Below are 24068 nucleotides of genomic sequence, written 5' to 3' on the forward strand. Positions count from 1 at the left end.
ACCCGGACGGGATCATCCGGCCGGTACGGCGTCCCAGAGGTCGCACCGGTGTGCGGCGTGCACCGTGGTGCTGATGCCGGTGCCGCCCTCGGAGGCGGTGCGCAGGGAGAGCAGCTGCCCGGGGCGTGTGCGCTGGTCGGGGGCGGCGGGCCCGCCGTCGGCGCGCGGCACGCCGGTGCGGATGAACGAACCCCAGTACTGGACCATCTGCCGGGCGAGCGCCCGCTGTTCCTTGTCGAGCGGCGAGGCGAGACCGAAGTGTTTGAAGAGGTACTGGACTTCGTTGACGTGGGTCGCGCCGAAGTCGAAGTCGGTGTCCAGCTCGCGCAGCGACGCGAAGGGCGGTGAGGTGCGGTCGGCGAACTCGTAGGCGTAGACGGGTCCGCGGTGTGCCAGGGCCGTGTTCATGCGCAGGGCCGTGCAGGCGAACATCCGGTCCCCGGTCGCCGCGCCGAACGCGTGCGTGGGCGAGGCGTGCTCCGTGAGCGGGTACGCCTTCAGGACGCGCCTGCCCAGGTCGGGGCCGTACGCGTCGGTGACCGCGCCGGGGTACTGCTCGGCGGTGAGCGGGGCGCCCGCGCCGTCGAAGCGGGCGAAGGCGAAGAGGTTGCCTTCGTCGCTGTTGGCGCCGTTGAGCACGGGCACGCGGGCGGCGCCCCCGTTCTCGTACGCCTCGGCGGGCTGCGAGGGCAGGAAGGCGCCGCCGGTGACCGGGCCCCAGTCGAAGCCGGCCTGCGCGGCGAGGATGTCCTTAGCGGGCTTCCTCCGCAGACAGGCGAGGGCGGTGGCCGGTTCCGGGCAGCCCGCCTTTTTCGCGAAGGCCGCGCCGTCGCGGGCTGCCGGTTCGCGCTCGCGGGCCGCGCAGTCGCCGTACGCCCCGCTCTCCACGATGCCCGCGCGGTAGAGGCCGCGGGCGGTGGGCGCGGCGAGCAGGGTGCAGACGGATCGGCCGCCCGCGGACTCGCCCGCGATGGTGACGCGGTCCGCGTCGCCGCCGAACCGGCCGATGTTGGCGCGCACCCAGCGCAGTGCGGCCTGCTGGTCGAGCAGTCCGTAGTTGCCGGACACGCCGTCGGACGCTTCGTCGTCGAGACCCGCGGCGGCGAGGAACCCCATGGCTCCGAGGCGGTAGTTGACGGTGACGACGACGGTGCCGGTGGTGCGGGCGAAGGTATCGGGCACGATGTCCTCGCCCGCACCCGCGGTGAGTCCGCCGCCGTGCAGCCACACCATCACGGGGAGCTGCCGCTCGGCCTGCCCCCTGGGCGTATGGACGTTGAGGTCGAGGCAGTCCTCGGTGTGACTGGGGTTCTCGTACCCGGGGTCCCAACTCGCGTTCTGCACGCACCGGTTGCCGAAGGAGGTCGCTCGGCGCACCCCTTCCCAGGGCTTGGCGGGCCGGGGCTCCTTCCAGCGCAGGCTGCCGACGGGCTGCCGGGCATAGGGGATGCCGAGGAACTGCCGCCCTTCGTCGGTGGTTTCGCCCCGCACCCACCCGGCGTCGGTGCGCACCAACGCGCCGTCCGCGGCTCGCGCGGGGAGCGGGGCGAGGGAGGCCGCGGCGGCGGCCGCCAGGACGGCGACGACGGAGGCGGCGCGACGTATCCGGCTTCTCATGATCCGGCTCCCTTGATGACGGTGTCCGCGGAGAGCATCAACTTCGATGCCGACGTGCCCACTTGAACAGCCCGCCGACCGGTTCCGAGGACCCAGTCGTGGCGTTCGGCGTCCCACGCCGACAGGGTCCTGCGGTCGACGTGGACGGTCACGCGCCGCCGCTGCCCGGCGCGCAGCGCGACCCGTTCGTAGCCGCCGAGCACGCGCGCGGCCTGGTCCATCGCGAGGTCGGGCGAAGGACCGACGTACACCTGGGCGACGGTGATGCCGTCCCGCTTCCCGGTGTTGCGCACGGTGAAGGTCACGTCCAGGCCCCGGCCCACCGTGCGTACGGCCAGATCCTGGTAGTCGAAGGTGGTGTACGAGAGTCCGTGCCCGAAGGGGAAGAGCGGCCGCACCCCTTCGGCGTCGTACCAGCGGTGGCCGACGAGGATGCCCTCCGAGTACTCCTCGACGCCGCCCACCCCCGGGTAACGGAGCGGGTTGCCCGCCATCGGGTGGTGGTCGTCGTCCACCGGGAAGGACTGGGTGAGCCGCCCGCCGGGGTCGCAGTCGCCGAACAGGACGGCGGCGGTGGCGGCCGCGCCCTCCTGGCCGGGGTAGTACATCTGCAGCACGGCGGCGGTCCGCTCCAGCCACGGCATGGAGGTGGCCGACGACGTGTTGAGGACGACGGTGGTACGGGGGTTGGCTGCGGTCACCGCCCTGATCAGGTCCTCCTGATGGCCGGGGAGGGCGATGGTCGTGCGGTCCTGGCCCTCGGTCGCGTCCTCGTACGCGAAGAGGACGACGCTGTGCGCGCCGCGCGCCGCCCGCGCCGCCGCGCCGACGTCCGCTCCGCGGGTGGCGCCGGTGACCCGGCGCAGCCGGAACGTCTGGCCCCGGTCGCCGCCCTTGGCCCTGATCCGCAGCCGGTGCCCGGCGCGGGTGAGGGGCAGCGTCGCCCGCCGCACGTTCAGCCCGTCGGGTGCGGTGGAGACGAGCCCGCCGGAGAAGAACTCGCCGACGCCCGGCTGCTTCGGGTAGAGCTCGACGCCGTCCAGCTCCACCTTGGGCCGCTCTCCCGAGTAGTGGATGACGAGCGTCCACTCGTCCGACTCGGCCGGGGTCAGTGTCCCGGCGTACGTCCACTCCTCGCCCGCGGCGACCCGCTGGCCCTCGGCGTCGAGGCCGGGGCTGAGCTCGCGCCGCGGAATCGCCTTGCCGTAGAGGTCCTCGCCCAGCGCGTACGTGACGTCGGCGTCGCGTCCGGCCCGTGCCCTGATGGCGTGGAGGGGGCTGTCCGCCCGGTCGGGGATGACATGGGCGCTGCCGCCGCCGCTGACGAAGGGGTAGCGGCCGGTGGGCCCGATGACGGCGATGTCGCGGGCGGCGCGCCCTCTCAGCGGCAGAGCGCCGTGGGCATTACGGAGCAGGGTGGCGCCCGCCTTGGCGACGTCGAGGGCGACCGCCGCCCCGGCCTTCGGATCACGCGACGGGCGGGGCGGCGCACTCCCGCCCAGCAGACCGAACCGTTCCATGACGCCGAGGACGCGGCGGACGGAGCGGTCGACGTGCGGCTCGGGAACGGTGCCGTTCCTGACGGCCTTCTTCAGGGCGGCGCCGAAATAGACGCCCTCGGGCATCTCCATGTCGAGCCCCGCGGCGAGGGCGGCGGCGGTGCTGTGCTGGGCGGACCAGTCGGTCATCACCCACCCCTCGAAGCCCCAGCGCTCCCGCAGGATGTCGCTGAGCAGCGTCCTGTTCTCGCAGGCGAAGGTGCCGTTGACCTTGTTGTACGCGCCCATGACGGCGCCGGTGCCCGCGGCGACGGCCGCCTCGAACCCGCGCAGCTCCGTCTCGTGCATGGTCCGCTCGTCGGCCCGCACGTCGACGGACATGCGGTCCTTCTCCTGGTTGTTCAGGGCGAAGTGCTTGACGGTGGCGATGAGCCCTTCGCCCTGGATGCCCTTGATCTCCGCGGACACCATGTCGGCGGCGAGCAGCGGGTCCTCGCCGAAGGTCTCGAAGTTGCGCCCCGCGTACGGGGTGCGGATCAGGTTGACCATCGGGGACAGCAGGACGTCCTGCTTCAGGGCGCGTCCTTCGCGGCCGATGACCTGGCCGTAGCGCCGGGCGAGTGCCGGGTCGAAGGCGGCGGCGAGCATGACGGGGGCGGGCAGGGCGGTGGCGCGGGCCGCGACGCGGACGCCCGCGGGCCCGTCGGCGAGCCGCAGCGGCGGGATGCCGAGCCGCGGCACGCCGGGAACGTAACCCGCCTGGCCGAGGGCCTTGGGGTCGGTGGCGCCGTGCAGCAGGGAGATCTTCTCGTCGAGGGTGAGCCTGCCGACGAGGGACTCGACGCTGGGGCCCACGCCGGGGCCCTGTCTTTTCCGGGCGGCCGCGTGCGAGGGCACCGCCACTCCGGCGGTGGCCGCGGCGGCCACGGTGATCGCACCGCCGGCCAGCTTGAGAGCCGACCGCCGGGACACGGAACGGGACATGAGCCGTCACTTCCTTCTGTGTCTGGTGCGCGAACACGACTGTTCGAAACGAAGCGTGTACACGTGCCAATGGCGGGTCGTCGTTCGCCCTTTGAACGCACTATGCGACAGAAGGACTTGACGCGCCGTTAGACACCACGAGGGGCGGCGGGAAAACTATGTCCGGGGATGACTCGTGTCAATGAGTTGAACAAGGCCCGTGGTTGCGTCCTGGGGACACAACCACGGGCCTGTGCGCATCCGTTCGAGTGAGCAGGGGTGCTCGGGCGGGGCTGGGTAGCGCGGCTGAGACTGGGTGGCCCGGCTGGGGCCGGGTGGCTCAGCTGGGGCCGGGTGGCTCAGCTGGGGCCGGGTGGCTCAGCTGGGGCCGGGTGGCTCAGCTGGGGTTGTTGGGGCGCAGCGTCCACACCACCGTCATCTCGCCGGTGACGGCGCCGTCCTCGCGGCGGATCTCGATCGCGACCGGGAACTCGGGGCGCTCGCCCGCGTCGAGTTCGGCGATCACGTCGGCGGCCGGGCGGCCGAGCGTGGCCGTCGCCGTCACGGGGCCCATGGCCAGCTTCTTGTACGCGATCTCGGCGCTGACGGCGAGCGGGACCGCCCGCGAGAGCTCCGCGCCGAACGCGGCGAGGACGATCGCCCCGCTCGCGGACTCGCCCAGCGTGAACATGGCGCCGGCGTGCGGTCCGCCGACGTGGTTGTGGTAGTCGCTCTGGTCGGGCAGGGCCACCACGGCCCTGCCCGGCGAGGTCTCCCGGAATTCGAGGTTCAGGGTCCGGGCCATCGGAACCGTGGCGGCGAGCATCTCGCCGATCGACATCTGGTCTGCGCTCATGGCCGCGATGTTACCCACGGGTAGCGTTCCTTGACCAGGACCTGTCCGCACGCAGATCACCGTCACCTATGGTTGACGCCCATGTGGCATGGAGAGCAGTCACCCGGGGGCGGGCAGAACCAGCAGGGTCAGAACCAGCCGGGCCAGAACCCGCAAGGTCAGAACCAGCCGGGCCAGACCCCGCAGGGGCAGAACCCGTACCAGCAGCCGGGCTACCAGCAGCCCAACCCCTACGGGCAGCAAGCCACGTGGAACGCCCCGACGATGCCCGGTGGCCCGCAGGGGCCGGCGCCCGAGCCCCCGCAAGGCGACAAGGGCAGCGGCGGCCGCACCAAGCTGATCGCCATGGTCGCCGCGGGCGCCGTCGTCGTCGCCGCGGGCGTCACCGGCGCCCTGCTGCTCGGCGGCGACAAGGACGACTCCGCGAAGCCGGGCCCGGCGAAGTCCAGCGCCTCGCCGGACGCCACCGCTTCCGCTTCCGCCTCCGCCTCCGCCAACCCGCGCACCGGAGACGGCATGCCCGAGCCGACCGTTCCCGGCTGGAAGGTCGTCGTCAACCCCAAGCTCGGCATCGCGTTCGACGTGCCGCCCGAGTGGTCCCTCGAATCACGGGACTGGGCCGGCGGAGTCGTGGAGGACAAGGACGCCGAGGACGACACGGCACCGTTCCTCGCCGCCTACGCCGCCCCCGCCTACTTCAAGGAGAAGTGGTGCGTGAGCGACGACGACAAGGACGGCATCAAGGACGACACGGCCGTGGCGGCCGCGGGCACGCGCGGCGGGCGCGGCGTGAAGAGCACCGAGGGGGCCGCGCGGCACGACGCGGTCAACTGGGTCTACGGCGTCTACACGCAGCCGGACCGGAAGAAGGTCACGATGGGGCCGACCGAGGTGTACACCACCGGGTCCGGCCTCAAGGGGACCCTGGTGACCGCGAGTTCAGCCGGTGCCGAGAAGCGGGGCAAGTGCGGCTCGGACGGCAAGGCCGCGGTGTTCGCCTTCAAGACGCCCGAGGGAGGGTTCGCCTCCTGGTCCTTCCACGGGGCGAAGGGCGTCAAGGACGAACTGCCGGACGAAACGGTTCGGGAGATCGTCGCGACGGTGCGTCTGTACGAGCCCGTCCAGGACTGACCTCCGACGCGTCCCGGCCCGGACTCGGGGCCGTTGTGATCTTCCAGGACCGGTCCCCGTATCGTGTCCGGCCATGTGGTCAGGACAGCAGCCGCCCGGGGGCGAGCAGAACCCGCAGGACCGGAGTCAGAACCCGTACCAGCAGCCGGGGTACCAGCAGCCGAACCCCTATCAGCAGCCGGGATACCAGGCACCGAACCCCTATCAGCAGGGGCAGCAGCCCACCGCGGGGCAGCAGGGGCATTGGAGCGCTCCGACCGCGCCCGCCGGGGTGCCGCAGGCGACCGGCAGCGGCAGTGGCGGAGGCGGCGGTGACCGCGGCGGACGCAACAAGGTCAAGATCATCTCGATCGTGACGGCGGCCGCCGTCGTCGTGGCCGCGGGCGTCACCGGGTACCTGGTGCTGGGCGGCGGGGACGGCAAGGACACCAAGGCCGACTCCCCCGCGCCGCCCTCCCGGCAGCCGAGCCCCACGACGGGCGACGGCTCCGACAGCGGGCGCGGCAAGGACGACGGTCCGAAGCCGACCATCAAGGGCTGGCACGTCGTGGTGAACCCGAAGTGGGGCACCGCCTTCGACGTGCCGCCGGAGTGGGAGGTGCAGAACCCCGGCTCAGCCATCGCCTTCGAGGACAACAAGACCGGCAAGCCGCTGATGACCATGTCGGCGCCCGCGTACCTCAAGTCCAAGTGGTGCGTCACCGACGACAACAAGGACGGCAGGACCGAGGACCACGAGCTCGCCGCCGTGGGCACGAAGGGCGCGAACGGCGCGAAGAACACCGACGAGGTCGCGGTCAACCAGGTCGGCTGGTGGATCTACGCCGGGTACACCCAGCCGGACAAGAAGAGCTTCACGTCCGACGAGAAGGCGGAACCGTACACCACCAAGTCCGGCATCAAGGGCAGCATCGCCCGCGCCCGGTCGACGGACACGCCGCAGAAGGGCAAGTGCGCGTCGGACGGCAAGGCGATCACCTTCGGCTTCAAGAACGCGGCCGGTGAGTACGTGGCCTGGAGCCTCTACGGCGCCAAGGGCGTGAAGGACGAGATCCCGGAGGAGACGGTGATGAAGATCCTGAGTACGGTGCGCACGCACGGGGACCCGACGGAATCCTGACGCATTCTCCCCTTGCGCTCCGGTTCCTCCACGTTCTCCACGGGTTCTCCCCGTGTGGCACGGTCGGTGCCCGTCCCCCTGGGGCCGCGCATGGCACCAGGTCCCCCGCACCTCTATGGTTACTCGCCATGTGGCCAGAAAATCAGCCGCCCGGGGGCGAGCAGAACCCGCAGGACCAGAGTCCGAACCCGTACCAGCAGCCGGGGTACCAGCAGCCGAACCCGTATCAGCAGCCGGGATACCAGCAGTCCACGGGTGGCTACCAGCAGCCGCACTCGGGTGCGTACTCGCAGCCCGAGCAGTCGCAATGGGCGGCCCCGACGCCGCCGCCGATGCCGCAGCAGCAGACCGGCGGCGGGCCGGGCGGTGGCGGGCAGGGCGGCGGAAACAAGACGAAGGTCACCGCCATCGTGGCGGCGCTCGCCGTGGTGGTCGCGGCGGGCGTCACCGGTTTCCTGGTCTTCGGCGGCGATGACGACAAGAACAACGAGGCGGGCCCCGCGAAGCCCGCGAAGTCCGCGAAGAACGACGCGAGCCCGTCGCCGAGCGACGACGGGAACGCGCGCGACGCCGACGACGAGAAGCCCATGATCGACGGCTGGCAGGTCGTCGTGAACCCCAAGTGGGGCACCGCGTTCGACGTCCCGCCGGACTGGAAGGTCCAGACGCCGGACACCTTCATCGCTTTCGACGACCGCAAGGAGGAGGGCGCGAAGACCATCATCGGCATGTCCGCCCCCGCGATCCTCAAGGACAAGTGGTGCACGTCCGACGAGGACAAGGACGGCGAGCCCAACGACACGTCGCTCGCCGCGGTCGGCACGAAGGGCCAGAACGGCGCCAAGAACACCAAGGAAGTCGCGCGCAACGACTCGGCGTGGTGGGTCTACGGCGGCTACACCGAGCAGACCAAGGCCGACAAGAAGAAGATCAAGATCGGCGAGATCAAGGACTTCACCACCAAGGCCGGCATCAAGGGCAGCGTCGCCACGTCGACGACGACCGGTGCCGCCACGTCGGCCAAGTGCGACTCCGAGGGCAAGGCGACCACGTTCGCCTTCAAGAACGGCGCGGGTGAATTCGTCGCCTGGACCCTCTACGGCGCGAAGGGCGTCAAGGAGGAGGTCTCCGACGACCTCGTGCAGCAGATCCTCGGCACGGTGCGGCTGAGCGAGGAGACGCCCGAGGAGTCCGGCCGCTGAGGACGCTGCCGTGGTTCCTGACGCTGCTGACGCTCTGAGCGCAGCCGCGGGCGGAGTGCTCAAGAAACGGTTTGGCAAGTCGCCCTTGCGCCGGGGATAGTCCCGGGGTGAAGAATCCCGCCCCCGCGCCGCGCCACAAGCCCTCCTGGGCCGGCCGCAACTACACACTGCTGACCGCCGCCGCGATCGTGACGAACCTCGGAAGCCACGGGGCGTTGATCGCGGCGGCGTTCGCGGTTCTCGACGCGGGCGGCGACGGCGGGGACGTCGGCCTCGTCGCCGCCGCGCGGACGCTGCCCCTCGTGCTGTTCCTGCTCATCGGCGGGGCGCTCGCCGACCGGCTGCCGCGCCACCACGTGATGGTCGCCGCCAACGCCCTCAACTGCGTGTCTCAGGCCGCCTTCGCCGTGCTCGTCCTCGCGGGCGAGCCCCAGCTGTGGCAGATGATGCTGCTCGGCGGGCTCGGCGGCGTCGGCCAGGCCTTCTTCGGCCCTGCCGCCGAGGGCATGCTGATGTCGTCGGTCAGCGGCGAGCAGGTGGGCCGCGCGTTCGCGATGTACCGCATGGCGATGCAGGGGGCCGGGCTCGGCGGCGCCGCGCTCGGCGGCCTGATGGTCGCGGCGATCGGTCCTGGCTGGGTGCTCGCGGTGGACGCCGTGGCGTTCGCGGTCGCGGGGGCGATGCGGTCCTTCCTCGACGTGAGTCACATCCCGGAGCGTGCACCCGGCGAGGGACTCATCGCCGACCTGCGGGACGGCTGGCGCGAGTTCACCGGGCGGCCCTGGCTGTGGTCGATCGTGGCGCAGTTCTCGGTGGTGGTGGCGGTGGTCGGCGCCGCCGAGTCGGTGTTCGGGCCGCTGGTGGCGCGGGACGATCTCGGGGGTGCCGGGCCGTGGGGTCTGGCGCTCGGCGCGTTCGGGGCGGGCACGGTGTGCGGGGCGTTCCTGATGATGCGGTGGAAGCCGCGGCGCCTGCTGTTCGCGGGCACGCTCTGCGTCTTCCCGCTGGCCGCTCCCTCGGCGGCGCTCGCCGTGCCGCTGCCGGTCGCGGGTCTCGCGACGGTGATGTTCGTCAGCGGCGTCGCGATCGAGGTGTTCGGTGTCTCGTGGATGACCGCGATGCACCAGGAGATCCCGGAGGAGAAGCTGTCGCGCGTCGCCGCCTACGACTGGTTCGGTTCGATCGCGATGGTCCCGCTGGCCACGGCGCTCGCGGGCCCCGCGGAGTCCGCGTTCGGCCGGACTCCGTCACTCTGGGGCTGTGCGGCGCTGGTGGTCCTGGTGACGGCGGCCGTCCTCTTCGTACCTGACGTACGGAACCTGACGCGGCGCACGACGCACGTGGCGTCGGCCGGGACATTGACGGACCCGAAGCCGAAGCAGGACCCGGTCGCTGCCGCGGCCGATGCGTCACCCGATGGAGAAGGCGCCGTCGGGCGGCTCGGGTGAGGGGACCGCTTCCCCGTCCCGCACCGGCCGCGCGTCCCCGATGAAGCGGCGCAGCGCGTCACCGTGCTCGACACGCGCGGGGAAGACGTCGGAGGCCGTGCGGCGGGCCAGTGTCCCGACGTCGATGGGGTGGTGCGCGGCGATCAGCACGGCGTTCCCGAAGCGGCGGCCGCGCAGCACCGACGGCTCGGCGATCAGCGCGAGCTCCTCGAAGACCTCGGCGAACGTGGCGAGTTGGGAGCGGAGGAAGGCGAACGGGGCGCCGTCGGCGAGGTTCGCGGTGTAGTGCCCGCCCGGGCGCAGCACTCGGTCGGCGGTGCGCGCGTACGTCACCGTGGTGAGGTGCGCGGGGACGCGTGAGCCGCCGAAGACGTCGGCGACGACGACGTCGGCGCTGTCGTCCGGCGCGGCGTCGAGCCACTCCCTGGCGTCGGCGCCGTGCACGGCGACCCCGCTCGCCCCGGCCAACGGCAGCCGCTCGGCGACCAGCCGGAGCAGCCCGTGGTCGGCCTCGATCACCTGCTGCCGGGAGCCCGGGCGGGTGGCGGCGAGGTAGCGGGGCAGGGTGAGGGCGCCGCCGCCGAGATGGGTGACGTCGAGCGGGGCACCCGGCTCGGCCGCGGTGTCCAGGACGTGGGCGAGGCGGCGCGCGTACTCGAACTCGAGGTGGGTGGGTTCGTCCAGGTCCACGTACGACTGGGGGGCGCCGTCGACCGTGAGCAGCCAGGCGTGCGCCCTGTCGATGTCGGGCATGAGCTTGGCCGTGCCGTGGTCGACCTCCCGGATGACCGGAACGGCCTCGTCCGCCTCTGCCTCCGCGCCCACACCTGCGCTCAGGGCGTCCGCCCCGGCCCCGCCCTCGAACTCATGCTCGTCCACGCCGTCCATTGTGCCCGCCCGCCCCGGGGGGCCGATCCCCCCGGGGCGGGTGTGACGAACCGCGACTCGTCAGGCGACGCCGGTCACGGTACCCGCGCCGACGGTGCGGCCGCCCTCGCGGATCGCGAAGCCGAGGCCGGTCTCCAGCGGTACGTCACGGCCCAGCTCGACCGTCATCGTGACGGTGTCGCCGGGACGGGCCACGGCGGCCTCGCCGAGGTCGACGTCGCCGACGACGTCCGCGGTCCTGATGTAGAACTGCGGCCGGTATCCGGTGGCGATCGGCGTCGTACGGCCGCCCTCGCGGGACGACAGGACGTACACCTGCGCGGTGAAGCGCCGCCGTGGGGTGACGCTGCCCGGCGCCGCGACGACATGGCCGCGTCGTACGGCGTCGCGTGGCAGACCGCGCAGCAGCAGCGCCACGTTGTCGCCCGCCTGCGCCTCCTCCATCGGTTTGCCGAAGGTCTCCAGGCCGGTGACCACCGTCTCCGTGTCGGCGCCGAGGACCTCCACGCGGTCCCCGAGCCGGACGGTGCCGCGCTCCACGGCGCCGGTGACGACGGTGCCGCGCCCGGTGATGGTGAGCACGTTCTCGACGGGCAGCAGGAACGGCGCGTCGAGATAGCGCTCGGGCATCGGCACGTAGGTGTCCACCGCGTCGAGGAGGGCCTCGATCGCGGACGTCCACCGCGGGTCGCCCTCCAGGGCCTTCAGCCCCGAGACCCGTACGACGGGGACGGAGTCGCCTCCGTACCCGTGCGCGGAGAGCAGGTCGCGGACCTCCAGCTCGACGAGGTCGGTGAGCTCCTCGTCACCCGCGTCGGCCTTGTTGAGGGCCACGACGATGTGGTCGACGCCGACCTGCCGGGCGAGCAGCACGTGCTCGGCGGTCTGCGGCATGATCCCGTCCAGCGCCGATACGACGAGGATCGCCCCGTCGAGCTGGGCGGCGCCGGTGACCATGTTCTTCACGTAGTCCGCGTGGCCGGGCATGTCCACGTGCGCGTAGTGGCGGGTGTCCGTCTCGTACTCGACGTGCGCGATGTTGATGGTGATGCCGCGCTGCGCCTCCTCGGGGGCGCGGTCGATGCGGTCGAAGGACACGTACTGGGTGCTGCCGCCGGTGCCGCGCTCGCTGAGGACCTTGGTGATGGCGGCGGTCAGGGTGGTCTTGCCGTGGTCGACGTGGCCCATGGTGCCGATGTTCAGGTGCGGCTTCGTACGGACGTAGGCGGTCTTGGACATGCTGGTTCCTTCTCCGGAACTCGAAGCTGTTGTCCCGGACCGGCGGATGCGCGCGGTCGGGACGGGGACCCCGGGGCCGGACCGACCCTCCCCCTCGGGGGTCCGCCGGGATGTCCGGGGAGGGTCAGCTTCGGGTGCCGCCGAAGGCGTCGGGTGCGAGGACGGCCGACGTGGAGACGGTCGGTGTGGGGACGGCCGGTGTGGGGACGGTCGGCGTGGGGACGGTCGGCGTGGGGACGGCAGCCTTCGCAGCGCCCGCGACTGCGGGCGTGGCTGCGAGGAAGGCGTACCGGAACATGGGTCCGATCCTCACCGAAGAAAACGCCCACGTCGAATGATTTATGCGCGAACGGCACGCCCTGGGAGACGAGTTGCCGCCGGGACGTCAGCGGGTCCGAGAGCTGCCCGCCCACACGGCAGGCGTACGACCGGACCACGGGCTCGCCTGTTCGAGCTGCCCGGCGAGCCGGAAGAGCAGCCCCTCTCCCCCGTACCCTGCGGCGAACTGCATGCCGACCGGCAGCCCCGTCTCCGGGTCGGACACCACCGGCACGGACATGGCGGGCGTGCCCGCGACGTTGCACGCCATGGTGAACGGCGAGCGGTCGTTGAGGCGCTCGATCCAGCCGAACCCGTCCAGCGCGTCCGCGCCCTGCCCGTACTCGCCGAGCAGCATGGGCAGTTCCGGCAGGGTCGGGGTGAGCAGCAGGTCGTACGTGTCGAAGTACCGCGCCAGACTGCGGGCGACCCGGTTGCGGACCGCGAGGGCGGCGACGAACTGCGGGCCGCTGACCCGCTGCCCGTACCGGTGTCCGGCGAGGGTCACCGGTTCGAGGGTGGAGTCGTCGACGGGTCGTCCGGACGCGGCGGCCAGCGCGTCGACGGACGCGGCGAGGTTCGCCGTCATGAGACGAGCGTTGGCCAGCACGAACTCGTCCCAGCCGACGCCGAGGCCGACCCGCGCCTCGCCCACCCGGTGGCCGAGGGATTCGAGCAGCCGCACGGTCCGGGAGATCGCGTCGGCCACGGGCGCGGTGGTCCGGCGCCCGCCCCACGCCTGGGTGAGGACGCCGATGCGCAGCGGCCGACTCAGGGGCCGGGTGACTTCCTCGGCATAGGGCCTGGGTGGCTGGGGCGCGGAGTAGGGGTCGCCCGACTCCGGGCCGCTGATTCGGTCGAGCAGGACCGCGCTGTCGCGCACGGTGCGGCTGACGCTGCCTTGCACGCCCAGACCGTTGAAGATCTCGTCGAAGTCGGGGCCCACGGAGACGCGGCCCCGGGTGGGCTTCAGCCCGAAGAGGCCGTTGTATGCGGCGGGTATACGGAGCGACCCCGCGGCGTCCGTGGCGTGCGCGACGGGGACGATCCCGGCGGCGACGGCCGCACCGGCGCCCCCACTGGACCCACCGGCACTCCGCGCCGGGTCCCACGGATTACGGGTCGGCCCGTGGAACGCCGACTCCGTGGTGATGCTGTACGCCATCTCCGGCGTCGTGGTACGCCCGAACGTCACCAGGCCCGCCCGCCGCAGCCGCACCATCAGCGAGGAGTCGGCGCCCGCGACATGACCGGCCGCGAGCCGGCTGCCCAACTCCGTCCGGCGTCCGACCATGGCGACGCCGAGGTCCTTGATCAGGAACGGGACGCCCGCCAGCGGCGCACTGCCGGGGGCGGGGGCAGGCTCGTCGTCGGTGGCCCACGTCTCGACGACGGCATTGATCTCCGGGTCGACCACCCGCACCGCCTCGCGTGCGGCCGCGGCCACTTCGGCGGGCGTCACCTCGCCCGCGGCCACCAGCTCCGCGAGCCCGACCGCGTCGTGTTCCACGTACTCGGAAACTTTCACTGCTTCCTCCTGTGCGCCGTATCCGGTACCGCTAGGTCCTATCCGATACCGATCGGTATCGAATGGGACGGGCTGGTACCGTAACACCATGACAGCGACCACCCCGACCCCTGCGGCACCTGCGACCCCCAGCAGGCCGAGCAGGGTGGCCAAACTCCCGCCTCGCGAGCGCATCCTCGACGCGGCGGAAGAGCTCTTCCAGAGCGAGGGCATCCGGCGGGTGGGCGTCCAGGCGATCGCCGACCGGGCCGAGACGACGAAGGCGGCGATCTACCGGCACTTCGAGATGAAGGACGCGCTGGTCGCGGAGTGGCTGCGAATCGTCGCCGCCGACTACCAGGCCGCCTTCGACCGGGTCGAGGCCGCACACCCCGATGACCCCAGGGAGCAGATCCTGGGCCTGACCCGCTTCATCGCCGAGGGCCTGCCCGCGCTCTCGTACCGGGGCTGCCCGTTCATCAACTCACTCGCCGAACTCCCCGACCGCTCGCATCCCGCGCGGCAGGTCATCGAGGAACACAAGGCACGCCAGGCCCGGCGGCTGGCCGCCATGTGCGAGCGGGCAGGACTGCCCGACCCGGCACGGACCACGGCCGAGATCACGTTCCTGCTCGAAGGGGCGCAGGTCAGCACGCAGAACGGCAGCATCGACCAGGTCGGGGACCGTTTGATGAGCATCGTGGAGGCGCTGCTCGACCGGTGTGGGTAGTCGAGGATCAGCCGCCTCCGAACGGGTCACAACGCACCGTTCGAGCACCGTGTCGACAAGGGCACTTCTCGCCACGGATATAGGGACTGTGACGCCGATGAGACGCACCATACGGCGATCAGTCACATGAGCCGGTTACTCTTCCCGAATGTTCGAGACCGCAACCGTCCGCCCGCAGGGCCTCGCCGTGCGCTGCGCCAGGGCTCTGCTCTCGCCGTGGTCGCGGCTGTCGTTGCTCGTGGTGCTGTTGGCCGCGGCGGCGACGTGCGTCCTGCTCTTCGAGCCGCAGCGCGTCCTCTCCGACGGATGGTTCGCGCAGTTGGGCGGCGCCACGGCGGTGGCCTTGTTCGCGGTGGCGTACGGGGTGTGCACCGCCGCGTTCGTGCCGCGGCCGCTGCTCAATCTGGCGGCTGGCGCGCTCTTCGGCTCACAGGCGGGCCTCGTCGCGGCGATCGCAGGCACGGTGTTCGGTGCCGGGATCGCCTTCGGTCTCGGCCGGATGCTGGGCCAGGACGCGCTGCGGCCACTGCTGCGGGGGCGCTGGCTCAAGGCCGCGGACGGCCAGCTCAGCCGGCACGGATTCCGCTCGATGCTGGCGGTGCGGCTGTTCCCCGGCGTGCCGTTCGCCGCGGCCAACTACTGCGCGGCGGTGTCCCGCATGGGCTGGCTGCCGTTCCTGCTCGCGACGGGCCTCGGCTCGATCCCGAACACGGCGGCGTACGTGATCGCGGGCGCCCGCGCGTCGACGCCGACGTCACCCGTCTTCCTGATCGCGATGGGGTTCATCGCGGTGACGGGTCTGGGCGGGGCGACGGTGGCGTGGTTCAAGCGCCACCACTTCCGCGACCGCTGAGCAATTCGCCTCTCGTGCGGTCGGGCCCGACGCCACAGCCACCGGTCGGCCCTGCCACCGTCCCGTAACCCTGGCCCGCTACGCTGCCCCCACGACGGGGGACGTGATCGCCCCGCGCTCCGACGTCCCGCGACCTCTCCCACCGACTTTCCGGCCCGCCCTGCCCCAGCCACGCCCCTATATGACCGCTACGACCGCATTCGCGGCCTGATGATCAGTACTTGGACGGCGCAGTTTTCATGTCTTGGTTTGAATCCTTCATCCTCGGGCTCGTCCAGGGGCTGACCGAGTTCCTCCCGATCTCCTCCAGCGCGCATCTGCGCCTGACCGCGGCGTTCGCGGGCTGGCACGATCCCGGGGCCGCGTTCACCGCGATCACCCAGATCGGCACGGAGGCCGCGGTGCTGATCTACTTCCGCAAGGACATCGCACGCATCCTGTCGGCATGGTTCGGCTCACTCTTCGGGAAGGTGCCGCGCTCGGACCACGACGCGCAGATGGGCTGGCTGGTCATCGTCGGCTCGATCCCGATCGGCGTCCTCGGTGTGACGTTCAAGGACCAGATCGAGGGCCCCTTCCGCGATCTGCGCCTGATCGCCACGACGCTGATCGTGATGGGCATCGTCCTCGGCATCGCCGACCGCCTGGCGGCCCGCGACGAGACGGGCGGCAAGCACCGGGCGGTGCGGGAGCGCAAGGGCCTGAAGGAACTCGGTGTCAGGGACGGCCTGATCTACGGCCTCTGCCAGGCGATGGCCCTGATCCCCGGCGTCTCACGCTCGGGCGCGACGATCAGCGGCGGCCTCCTCATGGGCTACACCCGCGAGGCCGCGGCCCGCTACTCCTTCCTCCTCGCCATCCCCGCGGTCCTCGCGTCCGGCGTCTTCGAACTGAAGGACGCGAGCGAGGGCCACGTCTCCTGGGGCCCGACGATCTTCGCCACGATCATCGCGTTCGTGGTCGGCTACGCGGTGATCGCCTGGTTCATGAAGTTCATCACCACGAAGAGCTTCATGCCGTTCGTCTACTACCGGGTCCTGCTGGGCATCGTGCTGTTCGTCCTGGTGGGCATGGGAGAACTCAGCCCGCACGCGGGCGAGTCGGCGGGCTAGGCCGCGGGGTACCCGCCCGGCTCATCAGTCCCTGAGTTGCGAGAGCCATGACCGCAGCGGATGCTCCCGCGCGGCATGACGCCGCACATCCCGGCCAGCGCCCCCACCCGTCGCCATCCAGGCCGCACTGGCCAGCAAATAGCCGACCACAGCCTTGGAGATGTACTACCTGTCGTGGGGCGTCACCTGCAACCCCGGTGTACGTCTCTATCCACACTTGCTCGGCCCTCAACACCCCAGCCATACAGAGGCCCCCGCGTCGGGGTTCGCGCGGGGGCGTGGGGGCGTGCTCGGGGTCAGCCGGATCGGGTCCAGTTGTGCCACTTGCCGCTGTAGAAGCAGTTCTGCCAGTAGTGGAAGCCGCGGTTGACGTAGACGATGACGCAGCGGCGTGACGGGTTGCCGGTCTCGCTGGCGCCCATCATATTGTCGGCCCGCCCGTTTCCCGGCATTTCCTTCCAACCCCCTGCCCGAGCCCACGTGTGGTAGATCTTCCGGTTCGGCCCGATCACGAAGACCTCGTCAGTCTTCCGGTCCCTGTTCCAATCCACGTACCCAGCCTTCAGGTCTGTGCCGCACATGTAGCGGCCGGCATGGCCCCAGGCGGTGACCGAACAGCCTGCTGCGGCAGTCGAACCGGCGCTCGCTGTGGGTGTGAGCGCGCCCGCGAGTGCGGCCAGCGCGGCGGCTGTCCCGAGCGCGGCCCTTTGGATGTTTCGCACGGTGTTCCCCCTGTGGTCCCTGATCGTGCGGTCGACTGAGACGCTAGGGGCAGAACGGCGCTGTGGGCATCCCGCAACGGGTTGACCTGGCCACGCACCCACTGCGGTAGCCGGGTAAACCACGGCGGTACATGCGCATGCTGTCGGCCAACACCACGAGGTCGCCGGTCCCCGAATTTCTTCGCGCCTCTCCGGATGTCGAGAACGCGGCGTCGGCTCCGTCCTGGGTGTATCAGTGGCCACAAGCAGGCCACACGCCCCAAAAGGAGTACCGCCATGACGCTTCAGCGGATGGACAACGTCGCCATCGTCGTCGAGGACCTGGACGCAGCCGTCGCCTTCTTCACCGAGATCGGCTTGGAACTGGAGGGCAAGGCGCAGATCGAGGGCCTGTACGCGGACCGCATCGTCGGACTCGACGGCGTACGCACCGACATCGCGATGATGCGCGTCCCCGACGGCCACGGCAGGCTGGAGCTGACGAAGTACCACGCCCCCGCGGCGCTCGCGGCCGCATCGCCCCACGTGTCCCCCAACACGCTGGGCCTGCACCGTGTCATGTTCGCCGTCGACGACATCGACGACACCGTCGCCCGCCTGCGCCCTTACGGCGCCGAACTCCTCGGCGAGGTGGTCCAGTTCGAGAACAGCTACCGCCTCTGCTACCTCCGCGGCCCCGTAGGCATCATCGTCGCCCTCGCCGAACAGATCGGCTAGCGCCGCATCGCTCTCCACGCGCTACCGTCATGGCTGTGACGCACGCGCAGGTGTTGGAGAAAGCCATCCGCTCGCTGGGCGGAACGTGGGACACCGCACGCGCCGCCCAGACGCTGCGGGACGCCGGCCGTGGCGATGGCGACCGGCGCCAGCAGGAGAAACGGGCTCGCCAAGCCCTCCGGGACTCAGCCCGTTCGGGACTCATCGAGAAGACCCACCCCAGCCGTGCGATCTACCGCGCCCACGAGCGGTAGCCATGTCCGGTCCGAACGGCTGCTAGAGCGGTCGACAACCGGGCAGGGCCGCACGGCGGCGAGCACCTATTCCCGCACGTCGACGGCCGTCCCACGGTGTCCGTTCGGTCACGTGGCGCAGGTGTGCGGTAGCTGACAGTTCCGAATGTCGTACCCATCGCCTAGGCTTGGCGCCATGCCCTTAACCCCACCACCCCATGGTTCCGTGCGCTCGTCCGCCGAGCTGAACGAGCGGATCCGCGGCCTGTGGCTGCGCACAGGCGGCCGGCTCTCCGCCGAACAGCGCAGAGAGTACGAGCAATTGGTGACGGAGTGGGCCGCCGCTGTCCGTAAGGAGATGGTGAAGGCCGCATAGCCGGTTCTTCCCCGCACATCCCTGCACGCCCCTTGGCTCACCACCTCACGTGCCCAACACTGAGCCGATGACGCAGCGCGTGGAACTCGCCGCCGTGATCGACCGGTTGGCCGTCGATGCCCTCATCACCGAGTACGCGGTCGCCGTCGACGACGGCGACTGGACCGCCTACCGACAGCTCTTCGCCCCGGACGGGCGTGCCGACTACCGCTCCGCGGGCGGCATCGAGGGAGGAGCCGACGCGATCACCGCGTGGCTGTCCGAGACCATGCGGATGTTCCCCATGCGCCAGCACCTGATCACCAACCGAAGGCTGGAGTTCGGAACGCTGGACCAGGACATCGACGACGTCGCCCGCGTCCAGGCCGACTACGTGAACCCGATGCGGTTCGCGCAGCCCGCCGACGCGGCACCGGGTTCGGCACCGGCCGCCGAGCCCGCGCCAGCGACCGCGCCGGACTTCATCTGCGGCGGGCGCTACGCCTTCACCCTCGTCCGTACGCCCAGTGGCTGGCGGCTGCGCCAAGTGGTCGTCACGGAGAAATGGCGCCAGACGGCCGCCCGGCGTCGGGAGGCCACCTCCGAGGCCTGAGGCGCGTCACCTGCCCTTCCCGCTCGACCCACTGTCCTAGATCGTCTACGTCGCGCACACTGGTCATACGATCGGGCGTCGGGGACCGAGGGAGGCGTGCATGGAGCTGTACGGCGACGACCGGCGGGAGCGATACCGGCAGCGAGCCGGGCAGCTGCTCGCGTCCCGTTGGTGGCGCGCCGCCATCGCCGTCACCGCGGGCGCGTTGCCCGCTCTCGCGTTCCCCGCCCCGTCGCTGTGGTGGTTCGCGTACGTCGCTCTCGTGCCGTGGATGCTCCTGGCGAGGTCGGCCCCGACCGCCCGGCGTGCCGCGCTCGACGGCTGGCTGGGCGGCCTCGGCTTCATGGTGGCCGTGCACCACTGGCTACTGCCGAGCCTGCACGTGTTCACCGTGGTCATCGCCGCGCTGCTCGGTCTGCTGTGGGCGCCCTGGGGCTGGCTGGTGCGGCGAGTACTCGGCGGTGTGCCGGGGCCGGGACGGGCCGCCGCCGCGCTCGTCGTGCTGCCCTCGGGGTGGCTGATGGTCGAACTGGTCAGGTCGTGGGAGGGGCTCGGCGGGCCGTGGGGTCTGCTCGGCTCCAGCCAGTGGCAGGTGCCGCCCGCGCTGCGACTCGCCTCGGTGGGTGGAGTGTGGCTGGTCAGCGCGTTCGTCGTGGTCGTGAACACGGGGGTCGCGCTGCTCGCCGTAGCGGGGAAGGCGGGGGCGCGGTCCTCGACCCGGCGTACGGCCGCTCCGGGTACGGACACGCCGCGTACGGTCGCTCCGGACACGGAAACGCCGGGCACGGACACCCCGCATACGGGCACTCCAGGCACGGACACGCCGACCACGCACACGTCGGGCACGGGCTCGCCGCGTACGGTCGCTCCGGACACGGACACGGACACGCCGACCACGCACACCCCGCATACGGGCACTCCAGCCACCCCACCTACAGACGCTCCGCCCACCAGTCCGCGTAGACCCACCACCCTCCCCGCCCTCCCCGCCCTCGTCGGCATCCTCACCGTGGCCACCGCCACGGCGGCCGCCTGGGTGTGGGCTCCCCGGCCCGAACCCGCCGGGCACACCCGCGTCGCCGTCGTCCAGCCCGGCATCGTCGCGGACGGCATCGCGAGCGCCGACGAGCGTCTTGCCCGCGAGGAGGCGCTGACCCGCACCCTCGCGGGCCGGAACCCGGACCTCGTCGTCTGGGGCGAGAGCAGCGTCGGGTTCGATCTGGCCGACCGGCCGGACATCGCCCGCCGAATAGCCGCGCTCTCCCGCGAGGTGGGCGCGGACATCCTGGTGAACGTCGACGCGCGCCGCTCCGACCGGCCCGGGATATTCAAGAGCTCCGTCCTGGTGGGTCCGGACGGGCCGACCGGCGACCGCTACGACAAGATGCGGCTCGTGCCCTTCGGCGAGTACATTCCGGCGCGCTCCCTGCTCGGCTGGGCGACATCCGTCGGCAAGGCGGCGGGCGAGGACCGCAGGCGCGGCGACCACCAAGTGGTGATGCACACCGGCCGCGACGCCCGACACGACCAGGACCAGGGCCAGGGCCAACGTCAGGACTACGACCACGGCCTCCGCATCGGGCCCCTCGTCTGCTTCGAGTCCGCCTTCCCCGACATGAGCCGACGGCTCACCCAGGACGGCGCCCAGCTGCTGCTCGCCCAGTCCGCCACGTCGTCGTTCCAGAACAGCTGGGCGCCCCGGCAGCACGCGTCGCTCGCGGCGGTACGGGCCGCGGAGACGGGCCGCCCCATGGTGCACGCCACGCTCACCGGCGTCTCCGCGGTGTACGGCCCGGAGGGGTCGCGCGTCGGCAGCACCATCGGCACCTCCGCGAGCACCGCGGCCCTGTACGACGTACCGCTGGCCACCGGCGAGACGGCGTACGTCAAGTGGGGCGACTGGCCCGTGCACGCCGCACTGCTCGTGCTCCTCGCGCTGGGCCTGACCGAAGGACTGCGATACCTGCGATCCATCAGGCGGACCGCAGCCAAGACCGACCCTGGGGCCGCCCCCGGAACCACTACCCCCGAGCCTGCTCCTGAGCCTCACGAACCACACGCTCACACAGCTCATGGGTCGCCAGCGCGTCCCGGGCGCTGAGGACCTTCCCCGCGCGTACGGCGTCCAGGAAGGACAGCACGACCTGCTCGATGCCGCGCTGACGAGCCACCGGCACCCAGTCGCCGCGCCGCCGCACACTGGGCTGGCCCTTGTGGTCGACGATCTCGGCGAGATTGACCACCTGCCGCTTGGTGTCCTGGCCGGAGACCTCGAGGATCTCCTCGGCGGAGCCGCTCAGCCGGTTCATCATGCCGATCGCGACGAACCCGTCACCGGCGAGCTGCACGACCACGTGGTGCATGAGTCCGTCCTCGACGCGGGAACGCACCGTGACGTCGTCGATCGGGCCCGGCGCGAGGAACCGCAGCGTGTCCAGGACGTGGATGAAGTCGTCGAGCACGAGCGTGCGCGGGTCCTCCGGCAGCCCCACGCGGTTCTTCTGCATGAGGATCATCTCGCGGGGGTGCTCGACGCACTGCGCGTAGCCGGGCGCGAAGCGGCGGTTGAAGCCGACGGCGAGGCTGACGCCGCGCTCCTCCGCGAGGCGCACGAGACGCTCGGAGTCGGCGAGTTCGTACGCGATGGGCTTGTCGACGTAGGTCGGCACGCCCGCCTCGACGAGCCGGGTGACGATCTCCGGGTGCACGGCCGTCGGCGCGTGCACGAACGCGGCGTCGAGGTTTTGGGCGAGCAGGGCTTCCAGGTCGGTGTGACAGCGGGAGTCCGGAATGTGGTGGACCCCGGCGACCCGGGCGAGGGTGGCGGGCGTACGCGTCTGCAGGTGCAGTTCGACCCCGGGCAGGGTGGTGAGGACGGGCAGGTACGCCTTCCGCGCGATGTCACCGAGTCCGATGCAGCCGATCTTCACCACTGTTCTCCTGTCTGCTGTCTGTCTGCCGACGACTGTCTCCGGCCTGTTGCCGCTCGGCGTCTCCGGTCGTCGTTCCCGCAGCATACGGGGGTTGCGGGGGACGCCAGTCGGCGATGGAGGAGAAGCTGCGCATGATGAAGTCGGGGCCGAGGCGCGTCGCCGTCGAGATGAGGGTGTTGCGTACGCCGATGAGCGGGCCGCTGGTGAGGTGCGTGAGGCGGGCGGCCCGCGCGGCACGCCGGACGATCTCCGTGGTGCGGGGGACGCGGGCCGCGCTGTACGCCGCGAGGCCCGCGGCGAGGTCGGCGCCGGGCGTCACGTGGTGAGCGAGGACCACGGCGTCCTCGATGGCCTGGTTGCCGCCCTGGCCGAGGCTCGGCGCCATGGCGTGCGCGGCGTCACCGAGGAGGGCGACGCGACCGCGGTGGTACGCGGGAAGCGGCGTCGTCAGGTGACGGACGTCGTTGCGCAGGATGTCCTCGTCCCTGACGGCGGCGATCAGACCGGGGATCGGGTCGTGCCAGTCGGCGAAGCGTCGCTGCAGCTCCGTCTTCTCGCCATCGGGCGCCCTGCCTCCCGCGGGCAGTCGGGCGGTGGCGTACGCGTACACCCTGCCGTCCTTGAGCGGATGCGTGCCCCAGACGCCGCCGCGGCCCCAGGTCTCGTGCGGCGTGAACGGCTGGTCGGGGGCCGGGATGACGAAGCGCCAGGCGGTGAACCCCGCGTACACGGGGCCGGGGTGGGCCGGGAAGAGTGCCGCGCGCACGGCGGAGTTGATGCCGTCGGCGCCGACGACGAGGTCCGCCTCGATGTCGCCGTCGTCCGTGCTGACGATGGCGGGGCGGTCCGCGGTGCCGGAGTCCGTGAGGCGGGCCCGCGTCCCCGTGCGCAGCGAATTCTCGGGCAGCGCGGAGACGAGCAGGTCCACGAGGGTCGCGCGGTGCAGCATGACGAGCGATCCGCCGTACGCCCCCTCGGCCGCGGCGGCACTCGTACGCACCAGCCACCGCCCGTTCTGCGCGCGCATCCCGCCGTCGCCCTCCCAGGCGGCGAGCGCACGGACCCGGCCGCCGAGGCCGAGGACGTCCAGGGCGCGCTGGGAGTTGGGGGCGAGGCCGATGCCCGAACCGACCGGCTCCAGGGAGGCCGCACGCTCCAGGACGGTCACCCGCCAGCCGGACGCGTGCAGCCCGATGGCCGCGGTGAGCCCGCCGATGCCGCCGCCGATGACGACGGCGTGGGGCTGCTGGTTCCGGATCTGGATCTGGATCTCGTCCATGGCTCCTCCTGGTAACTACAGGTGTAGTGAGCGACCGGTACGACCGTACTACACCTGTAGTGCGCTGGGTAAGGTTTCCGTCATGCCCGTACGCAGCGCGGGAGCTCCCCGCACCGAACTCATCGCCGACGCCGCCCTCGCCCTCCTGGCGGAACGCGGCATGCGCGGCCTCACCCACCGCGCCGTCGACGAGGTGGCGGGCCTCCCCCAGGGGTCCACGTCCAACTACGCGCGGACCCGGCTCGCCCTCCTGGAGGCGGCGGTACGACGGCAGGCCGAACGCGAGGCGCAGGTACTGAACCCCGCCGGGATGCCACACCCGGCAGCGGGGCGCGAGCAGCTGGCCACCGGCCTCGCCCTGGCCCTGCACCAGTACCTGACCGGAGACCATCGTCAACTCCTCGTATCCCGCTACGAGTTGGCCATGGAAGCGACCCGCAGGCCGGAACTGCGCGCCTTCTACGACGCGGCCGGCGCCCAGTTCAGGGAGCCCCTGGAGTCCCTGCTCCGAGCCGCGGGCTCCGCCGCACCGGAACGCCACACGCTGTCCCTGGTGGCCTGGTGCGACGGGCTGATGTTCTCGTGCGTGGCGGGCTCGTACCACGCCGCGGCGCCAACGGAAGAGGAGCTGCGGAGCAGCGTGGGGGAACTGCTGCGGGGGATGCTGGACGGGTGAGACACATCAGGTCCGTCACCCGTGCGGGGCAACCTCACCAGGTTCGTGCGCCAACTG

The 24068-nt window shown here is 71.6% G+C and carries 23 protein-coding genes; 13 read left to right on the forward strand and 10 right to left on the reverse strand.

Annotated features, from left to right (window positions below; genetic code table 11):
* Window positions 1–12 precede the first annotated feature (12 nt).
* From NOO62_RS06440 to NOO62_RS06450, 3 genes are all read right to left on the reverse strand, one after another.
* Complete coding sequence (locus NOO62_RS06440) at window positions 13–1617, reverse strand: carboxylesterase/lipase family protein (protein ID WP_268769943.1); 1605 nt, start codon at window positions 1615–1617, stop codon at window positions 13–15.
* Window positions 1614–4100 (reverse strand): beta-glucosidase family protein, encoded by a 2487-nt coding sequence (locus NOO62_RS06445; RefSeq protein ID WP_268769944.1) that lies wholly within the window; start codon window positions 4098–4100, stop codon window positions 1614–1616. Before NOO62_RS06445 ends, NOO62_RS06440 begins: the two co-directional genes overlap by 4 nt.
* A gap of 376 nt (window positions 4101–4476) precedes the next feature.
* Window positions 4477–4935 (reverse strand): DUF4442 domain-containing protein, encoded by a 459-nt coding sequence (locus NOO62_RS06450; RefSeq protein ID WP_268769945.1) that lies wholly within the window; start codon window positions 4933–4935, stop codon window positions 4477–4479.
* Window positions 4936–5016: 81 nt separating this feature from the next.
* Between NOO62_RS06450 and NOO62_RS06455 the strand changes: the two genes are divergently transcribed.
* The 4 genes from NOO62_RS06455 (at window position 5017) to NOO62_RS06470 (ending at window position 9836) form a co-directional block, all read left to right on the forward strand.
* On the forward strand, window positions 5017–6066 hold the full coding sequence (locus NOO62_RS06455) for a hypothetical protein (RefSeq protein WP_268769946.1): 1050 nt from the start codon (window positions 5017–5019) through the stop codon (window positions 6064–6066).
* A gap of 73 nt (window positions 6067–6139) precedes the next feature.
* Entirely contained in the window at window positions 6140–7186 is a 1047-nt protein-coding gene (locus NOO62_RS06460) for a hypothetical protein (protein WP_268769947.1), read from the forward strand.
* 128 nt (window positions 7187–7314) lie between these two features.
* Window positions 7315–8388 (forward strand): hypothetical protein, encoded by a 1074-nt coding sequence (locus NOO62_RS06465; RefSeq protein WP_268769948.1) that lies wholly within the window; start codon window positions 7315–7317, stop codon window positions 8386–8388.
* Window positions 8389–8495: 107 nt separating this feature from the next.
* On the forward strand, window positions 8496–9836 hold the full coding sequence (locus NOO62_RS06470; protein ID WP_268769949.1) for an MFS transporter: 1341 nt from the start codon (window positions 8496–8498) through the stop codon (window positions 9834–9836).
* On the opposite strand, the gene NOO62_RS06475 is transcribed toward NOO62_RS06470, so the two are convergent.
* The 4 genes from NOO62_RS06475 to NOO62_RS06490 form a co-directional block, all read right to left on the reverse strand.
* The gene (locus NOO62_RS06475; protein WP_268775490.1) at window positions 9798–10589 is read right to left on the reverse strand and encodes a spermidine synthase; all 792 of its coding nucleotides are present in this window, start codon (window positions 10587–10589) and stop codon (window positions 9798–9800) included. The genes NOO62_RS06470 and NOO62_RS06475 overlap by 39 nt on opposite strands.
* Before the next feature lie 195 nt (window positions 10590–10784).
* Window positions 10785–11963 (reverse strand): elongation factor Tu, encoded by a 1179-nt coding sequence (gene tuf, locus NOO62_RS06480; protein ID WP_268769950.1) that lies wholly within the window; start codon window positions 11961–11963, stop codon window positions 10785–10787.
* Window positions 11964–12087: 124 nt separating this feature from the next.
* Window positions 12088–12261, reverse strand: coding sequence for a hypothetical protein (locus NOO62_RS06485; RefSeq protein ID WP_268769951.1), 174 nt, complete (start codon window positions 12259–12261; stop codon window positions 12088–12090).
* Between the two features lie 87 nt (window positions 12262–12348).
* Window positions 12349–13809 (reverse strand): amidase, encoded by a 1461-nt coding sequence (locus NOO62_RS06490; protein ID WP_268769952.1) that lies wholly within the window; start codon window positions 13807–13809, stop codon window positions 12349–12351.
* A gap of 88 nt (window positions 13810–13897) precedes the next feature.
* Here NOO62_RS06490 and NOO62_RS06495 point away from each other — a divergent pair, with 88 nt between their 5' ends.
* The 3 genes from NOO62_RS06495 to NOO62_RS06505 all read left to right on the forward strand — a co-directional run bounded on the left by NOO62_RS06495 (window position 13898) and on the right by NOO62_RS06505 (window position 16483).
* Complete coding sequence (locus tag NOO62_RS06495) at window positions 13898–14518, forward strand: TetR/AcrR family transcriptional regulator (protein WP_268769953.1); 621 nt, start codon at window positions 13898–13900, stop codon at window positions 14516–14518.
* 148 nt (window positions 14519–14666) lie between these two features.
* The gene (locus NOO62_RS06500; RefSeq protein ID WP_268769954.1) at window positions 14667–15371 is read left to right on the forward strand and encodes a TVP38/TMEM64 family protein; all 705 of its coding nucleotides are present in this window, start codon (window positions 14667–14669) and stop codon (window positions 15369–15371) included.
* Between the two features lie 239 nt (window positions 15372–15610).
* Window positions 15611–16483, forward strand: coding sequence for an undecaprenyl-diphosphate phosphatase (locus NOO62_RS06505; protein WP_268769955.1), 873 nt, complete (start codon window positions 15611–15613; stop codon window positions 16481–16483).
* Between the two features lie 296 nt (window positions 16484–16779).
* Here the strand turns inward: NOO62_RS06505 and NOO62_RS06510 are convergent, their stop codons facing one another.
* A complete protein-coding gene (locus NOO62_RS06510) occupies window positions 16780–17205 on the reverse strand; it encodes a hypothetical protein (protein WP_268769956.1) in 426 nt (141 codons plus the stop codon).
* Between the two features lie 276 nt (window positions 17206–17481).
* Between NOO62_RS06510 and NOO62_RS06515 the strand changes: the two genes are divergently transcribed.
* The 5 genes from NOO62_RS06515 to lnt all read left to right on the forward strand — a co-directional run bounded on the left by NOO62_RS06515 (window position 17482) and on the right by lnt (window position 21224).
* On the forward strand, window positions 17482–17922 hold the full coding sequence (locus tag NOO62_RS06515; protein WP_268769957.1) for a VOC family protein: 441 nt from the start codon (window positions 17482–17484) through the stop codon (window positions 17920–17922).
* Between the two features lie 29 nt (window positions 17923–17951).
* A complete protein-coding gene (locus tag NOO62_RS06520; RefSeq protein WP_268769958.1) occupies window positions 17952–18176 on the forward strand; it encodes a hypothetical protein in 225 nt (74 codons plus the stop codon).
* Window positions 18177–18351: 175 nt separating this feature from the next.
* Window positions 18352–18531, forward strand: coding sequence for a hypothetical protein (locus NOO62_RS06525; protein WP_268769959.1), 180 nt, complete (start codon window positions 18352–18354; stop codon window positions 18529–18531).
* Between the two features lie 67 nt (window positions 18532–18598).
* Window positions 18599–19123, forward strand: a complete 525-nt coding sequence (locus NOO62_RS06530; RefSeq protein WP_268769960.1) for a nuclear transport factor 2 family protein — start codon at window positions 18599–18601, stop codon at window positions 19121–19123.
* A 100-nt stretch (window positions 19124–19223) separates the two neighbouring features.
* Entirely contained in the window at window positions 19224–21224 is a 2001-nt protein-coding gene (gene lnt / locus NOO62_RS06535; RefSeq protein WP_268769961.1) for an apolipoprotein N-acyltransferase, read from the forward strand.
* Here the strand turns inward: lnt and NOO62_RS06540 are convergent.
* Both NOO62_RS06540 and NOO62_RS06545 read right to left on the reverse strand, forming a co-directional pair.
* Complete coding sequence (locus tag NOO62_RS06540) at window positions 21145–22053, reverse strand: Gfo/Idh/MocA family protein (protein ID WP_268769962.1); 909 nt, start codon at window positions 22051–22053, stop codon at window positions 21145–21147. The genes lnt and NOO62_RS06540 overlap by 80 nt on opposite strands.
* Window positions 22025–23335 carry an FAD-dependent monooxygenase gene (locus NOO62_RS06545; RefSeq protein WP_268769963.1) on the reverse strand — a complete coding sequence of 437 codons (1311 nt, stop codon included), beginning with the start codon at window positions 23333–23335 and terminating at the stop codon, window positions 22025–22027. The genes NOO62_RS06540 and NOO62_RS06545 overlap by 29 nt, the downstream gene beginning before the upstream one ends.
* An 82-nt stretch (window positions 23336–23417) precedes the next feature.
* Here NOO62_RS06545 and NOO62_RS06550 point away from each other — a divergent pair, with 82 nt between their 5' ends.
* Entirely contained in the window at window positions 23418–24011 is a 594-nt protein-coding gene (locus NOO62_RS06550) for a TetR/AcrR family transcriptional regulator (RefSeq protein ID WP_268769964.1), read from the forward strand.
* The last annotated feature ends 57 nt before the right edge of the window (window positions 24012–24068 follow it).

Origin of the sequence: Streptomyces sp. Je 1-369, from assembly GCF_026810505.1 — a bacterium.
Lineage (GTDB): Bacteria > Actinomycetota > Actinomycetes > Streptomycetales > Streptomycetaceae > Streptomyces.

Excerpts from the sequence above, each read along its gene's own strand:
- NOO62_RS06440 (WP_268769943.1), bottom strand. The coding sequence starts at position 1,617 with ATGAGAAGCCGGATACGTCGCGCCGCCTCCGTCGTCGCCGTCCTGGCG.
- NOO62_RS06445 (WP_268769944.1), bottom strand. The coding sequence starts at position 4,100 with ATGTCCCGTTCCGTGTCCCGGCGGTCGGCTCTCAAGCTGGCCGGCGGT.
- NOO62_RS06450 (WP_268769945.1), bottom strand. The coding sequence starts at position 4,935 with ATGAGCGCAGACCAGATGTCGATCGGCGAGATGCTCGCCGCCACGGTT.
- NOO62_RS06455 (WP_268769946.1), top strand. The coding sequence starts at position 5,017 with ATGTGGCATGGAGAGCAGTCACCCGGGGGCGGGCAGAACCAGCAGGGT.
- NOO62_RS06460 (WP_268769947.1), top strand. The coding sequence starts at position 6,140 with ATGTGGTCAGGACAGCAGCCGCCCGGGGGCGAGCAGAACCCGCAGGAC.
- NOO62_RS06465 (WP_268769948.1), top strand. The coding sequence starts at position 7,315 with ATGTGGCCAGAAAATCAGCCGCCCGGGGGCGAGCAGAACCCGCAGGAC.
- NOO62_RS06475 (WP_268775490.1), bottom strand. The coding sequence starts at position 10,589 with ATGCCCGACATCGACAGGGCGCACGCCTGGCTGCTCACGGTCGACGGC.
- tuf (WP_268769950.1), bottom strand. The coding sequence starts at position 11,963 with ATGTCCAAGACCGCCTACGTCCGTACGAAGCCGCACCTGAACATCGGC.
- NOO62_RS06485 (WP_268769951.1), bottom strand. The coding sequence starts at position 12,261 with ATGTTCCGGTACGCCTTCCTCGCAGCCACGCCCGCAGTCGCGGGCGCT.
- NOO62_RS06495 (WP_268769953.1), top strand. The coding sequence starts at position 13,898 with ATGACAGCGACCACCCCGACCCCTGCGGCACCTGCGACCCCCAGCAGG.
- NOO62_RS06500 (WP_268769954.1), top strand. The coding sequence starts at position 14,667 with ATGTTCGAGACCGCAACCGTCCGCCCGCAGGGCCTCGCCGTGCGCTGC.
- NOO62_RS06505 (WP_268769955.1), top strand. The coding sequence starts at position 15,611 with ATGTCTTGGTTTGAATCCTTCATCCTCGGGCTCGTCCAGGGGCTGACC.
- NOO62_RS06515 (WP_268769957.1), top strand. The coding sequence starts at position 17,482 with ATGACGCTTCAGCGGATGGACAACGTCGCCATCGTCGTCGAGGACCTG.
- NOO62_RS06520 (WP_268769958.1), top strand. The coding sequence starts at position 17,952 with ATGGCTGTGACGCACGCGCAGGTGTTGGAGAAAGCCATCCGCTCGCTG.
- NOO62_RS06525 (WP_268769959.1), top strand. The coding sequence starts at position 18,352 with ATGCCCTTAACCCCACCACCCCATGGTTCCGTGCGCTCGTCCGCCGAG.
- NOO62_RS06530 (WP_268769960.1), top strand. The coding sequence starts at position 18,599 with ATGACGCAGCGCGTGGAACTCGCCGCCGTGATCGACCGGTTGGCCGTC.
- lnt (WP_268769961.1), top strand. The coding sequence starts at position 19,224 with ATGGAGCTGTACGGCGACGACCGGCGGGAGCGATACCGGCAGCGAGCC.
- NOO62_RS06545 (WP_268769963.1), bottom strand. The coding sequence starts at position 23,335 with ATGGACGAGATCCAGATCCAGATCCGGAACCAGCAGCCCCACGCCGTC.
- NOO62_RS06550 (WP_268769964.1), top strand. The coding sequence starts at position 23,418 with ATGCCCGTACGCAGCGCGGGAGCTCCCCGCACCGAACTCATCGCCGAC.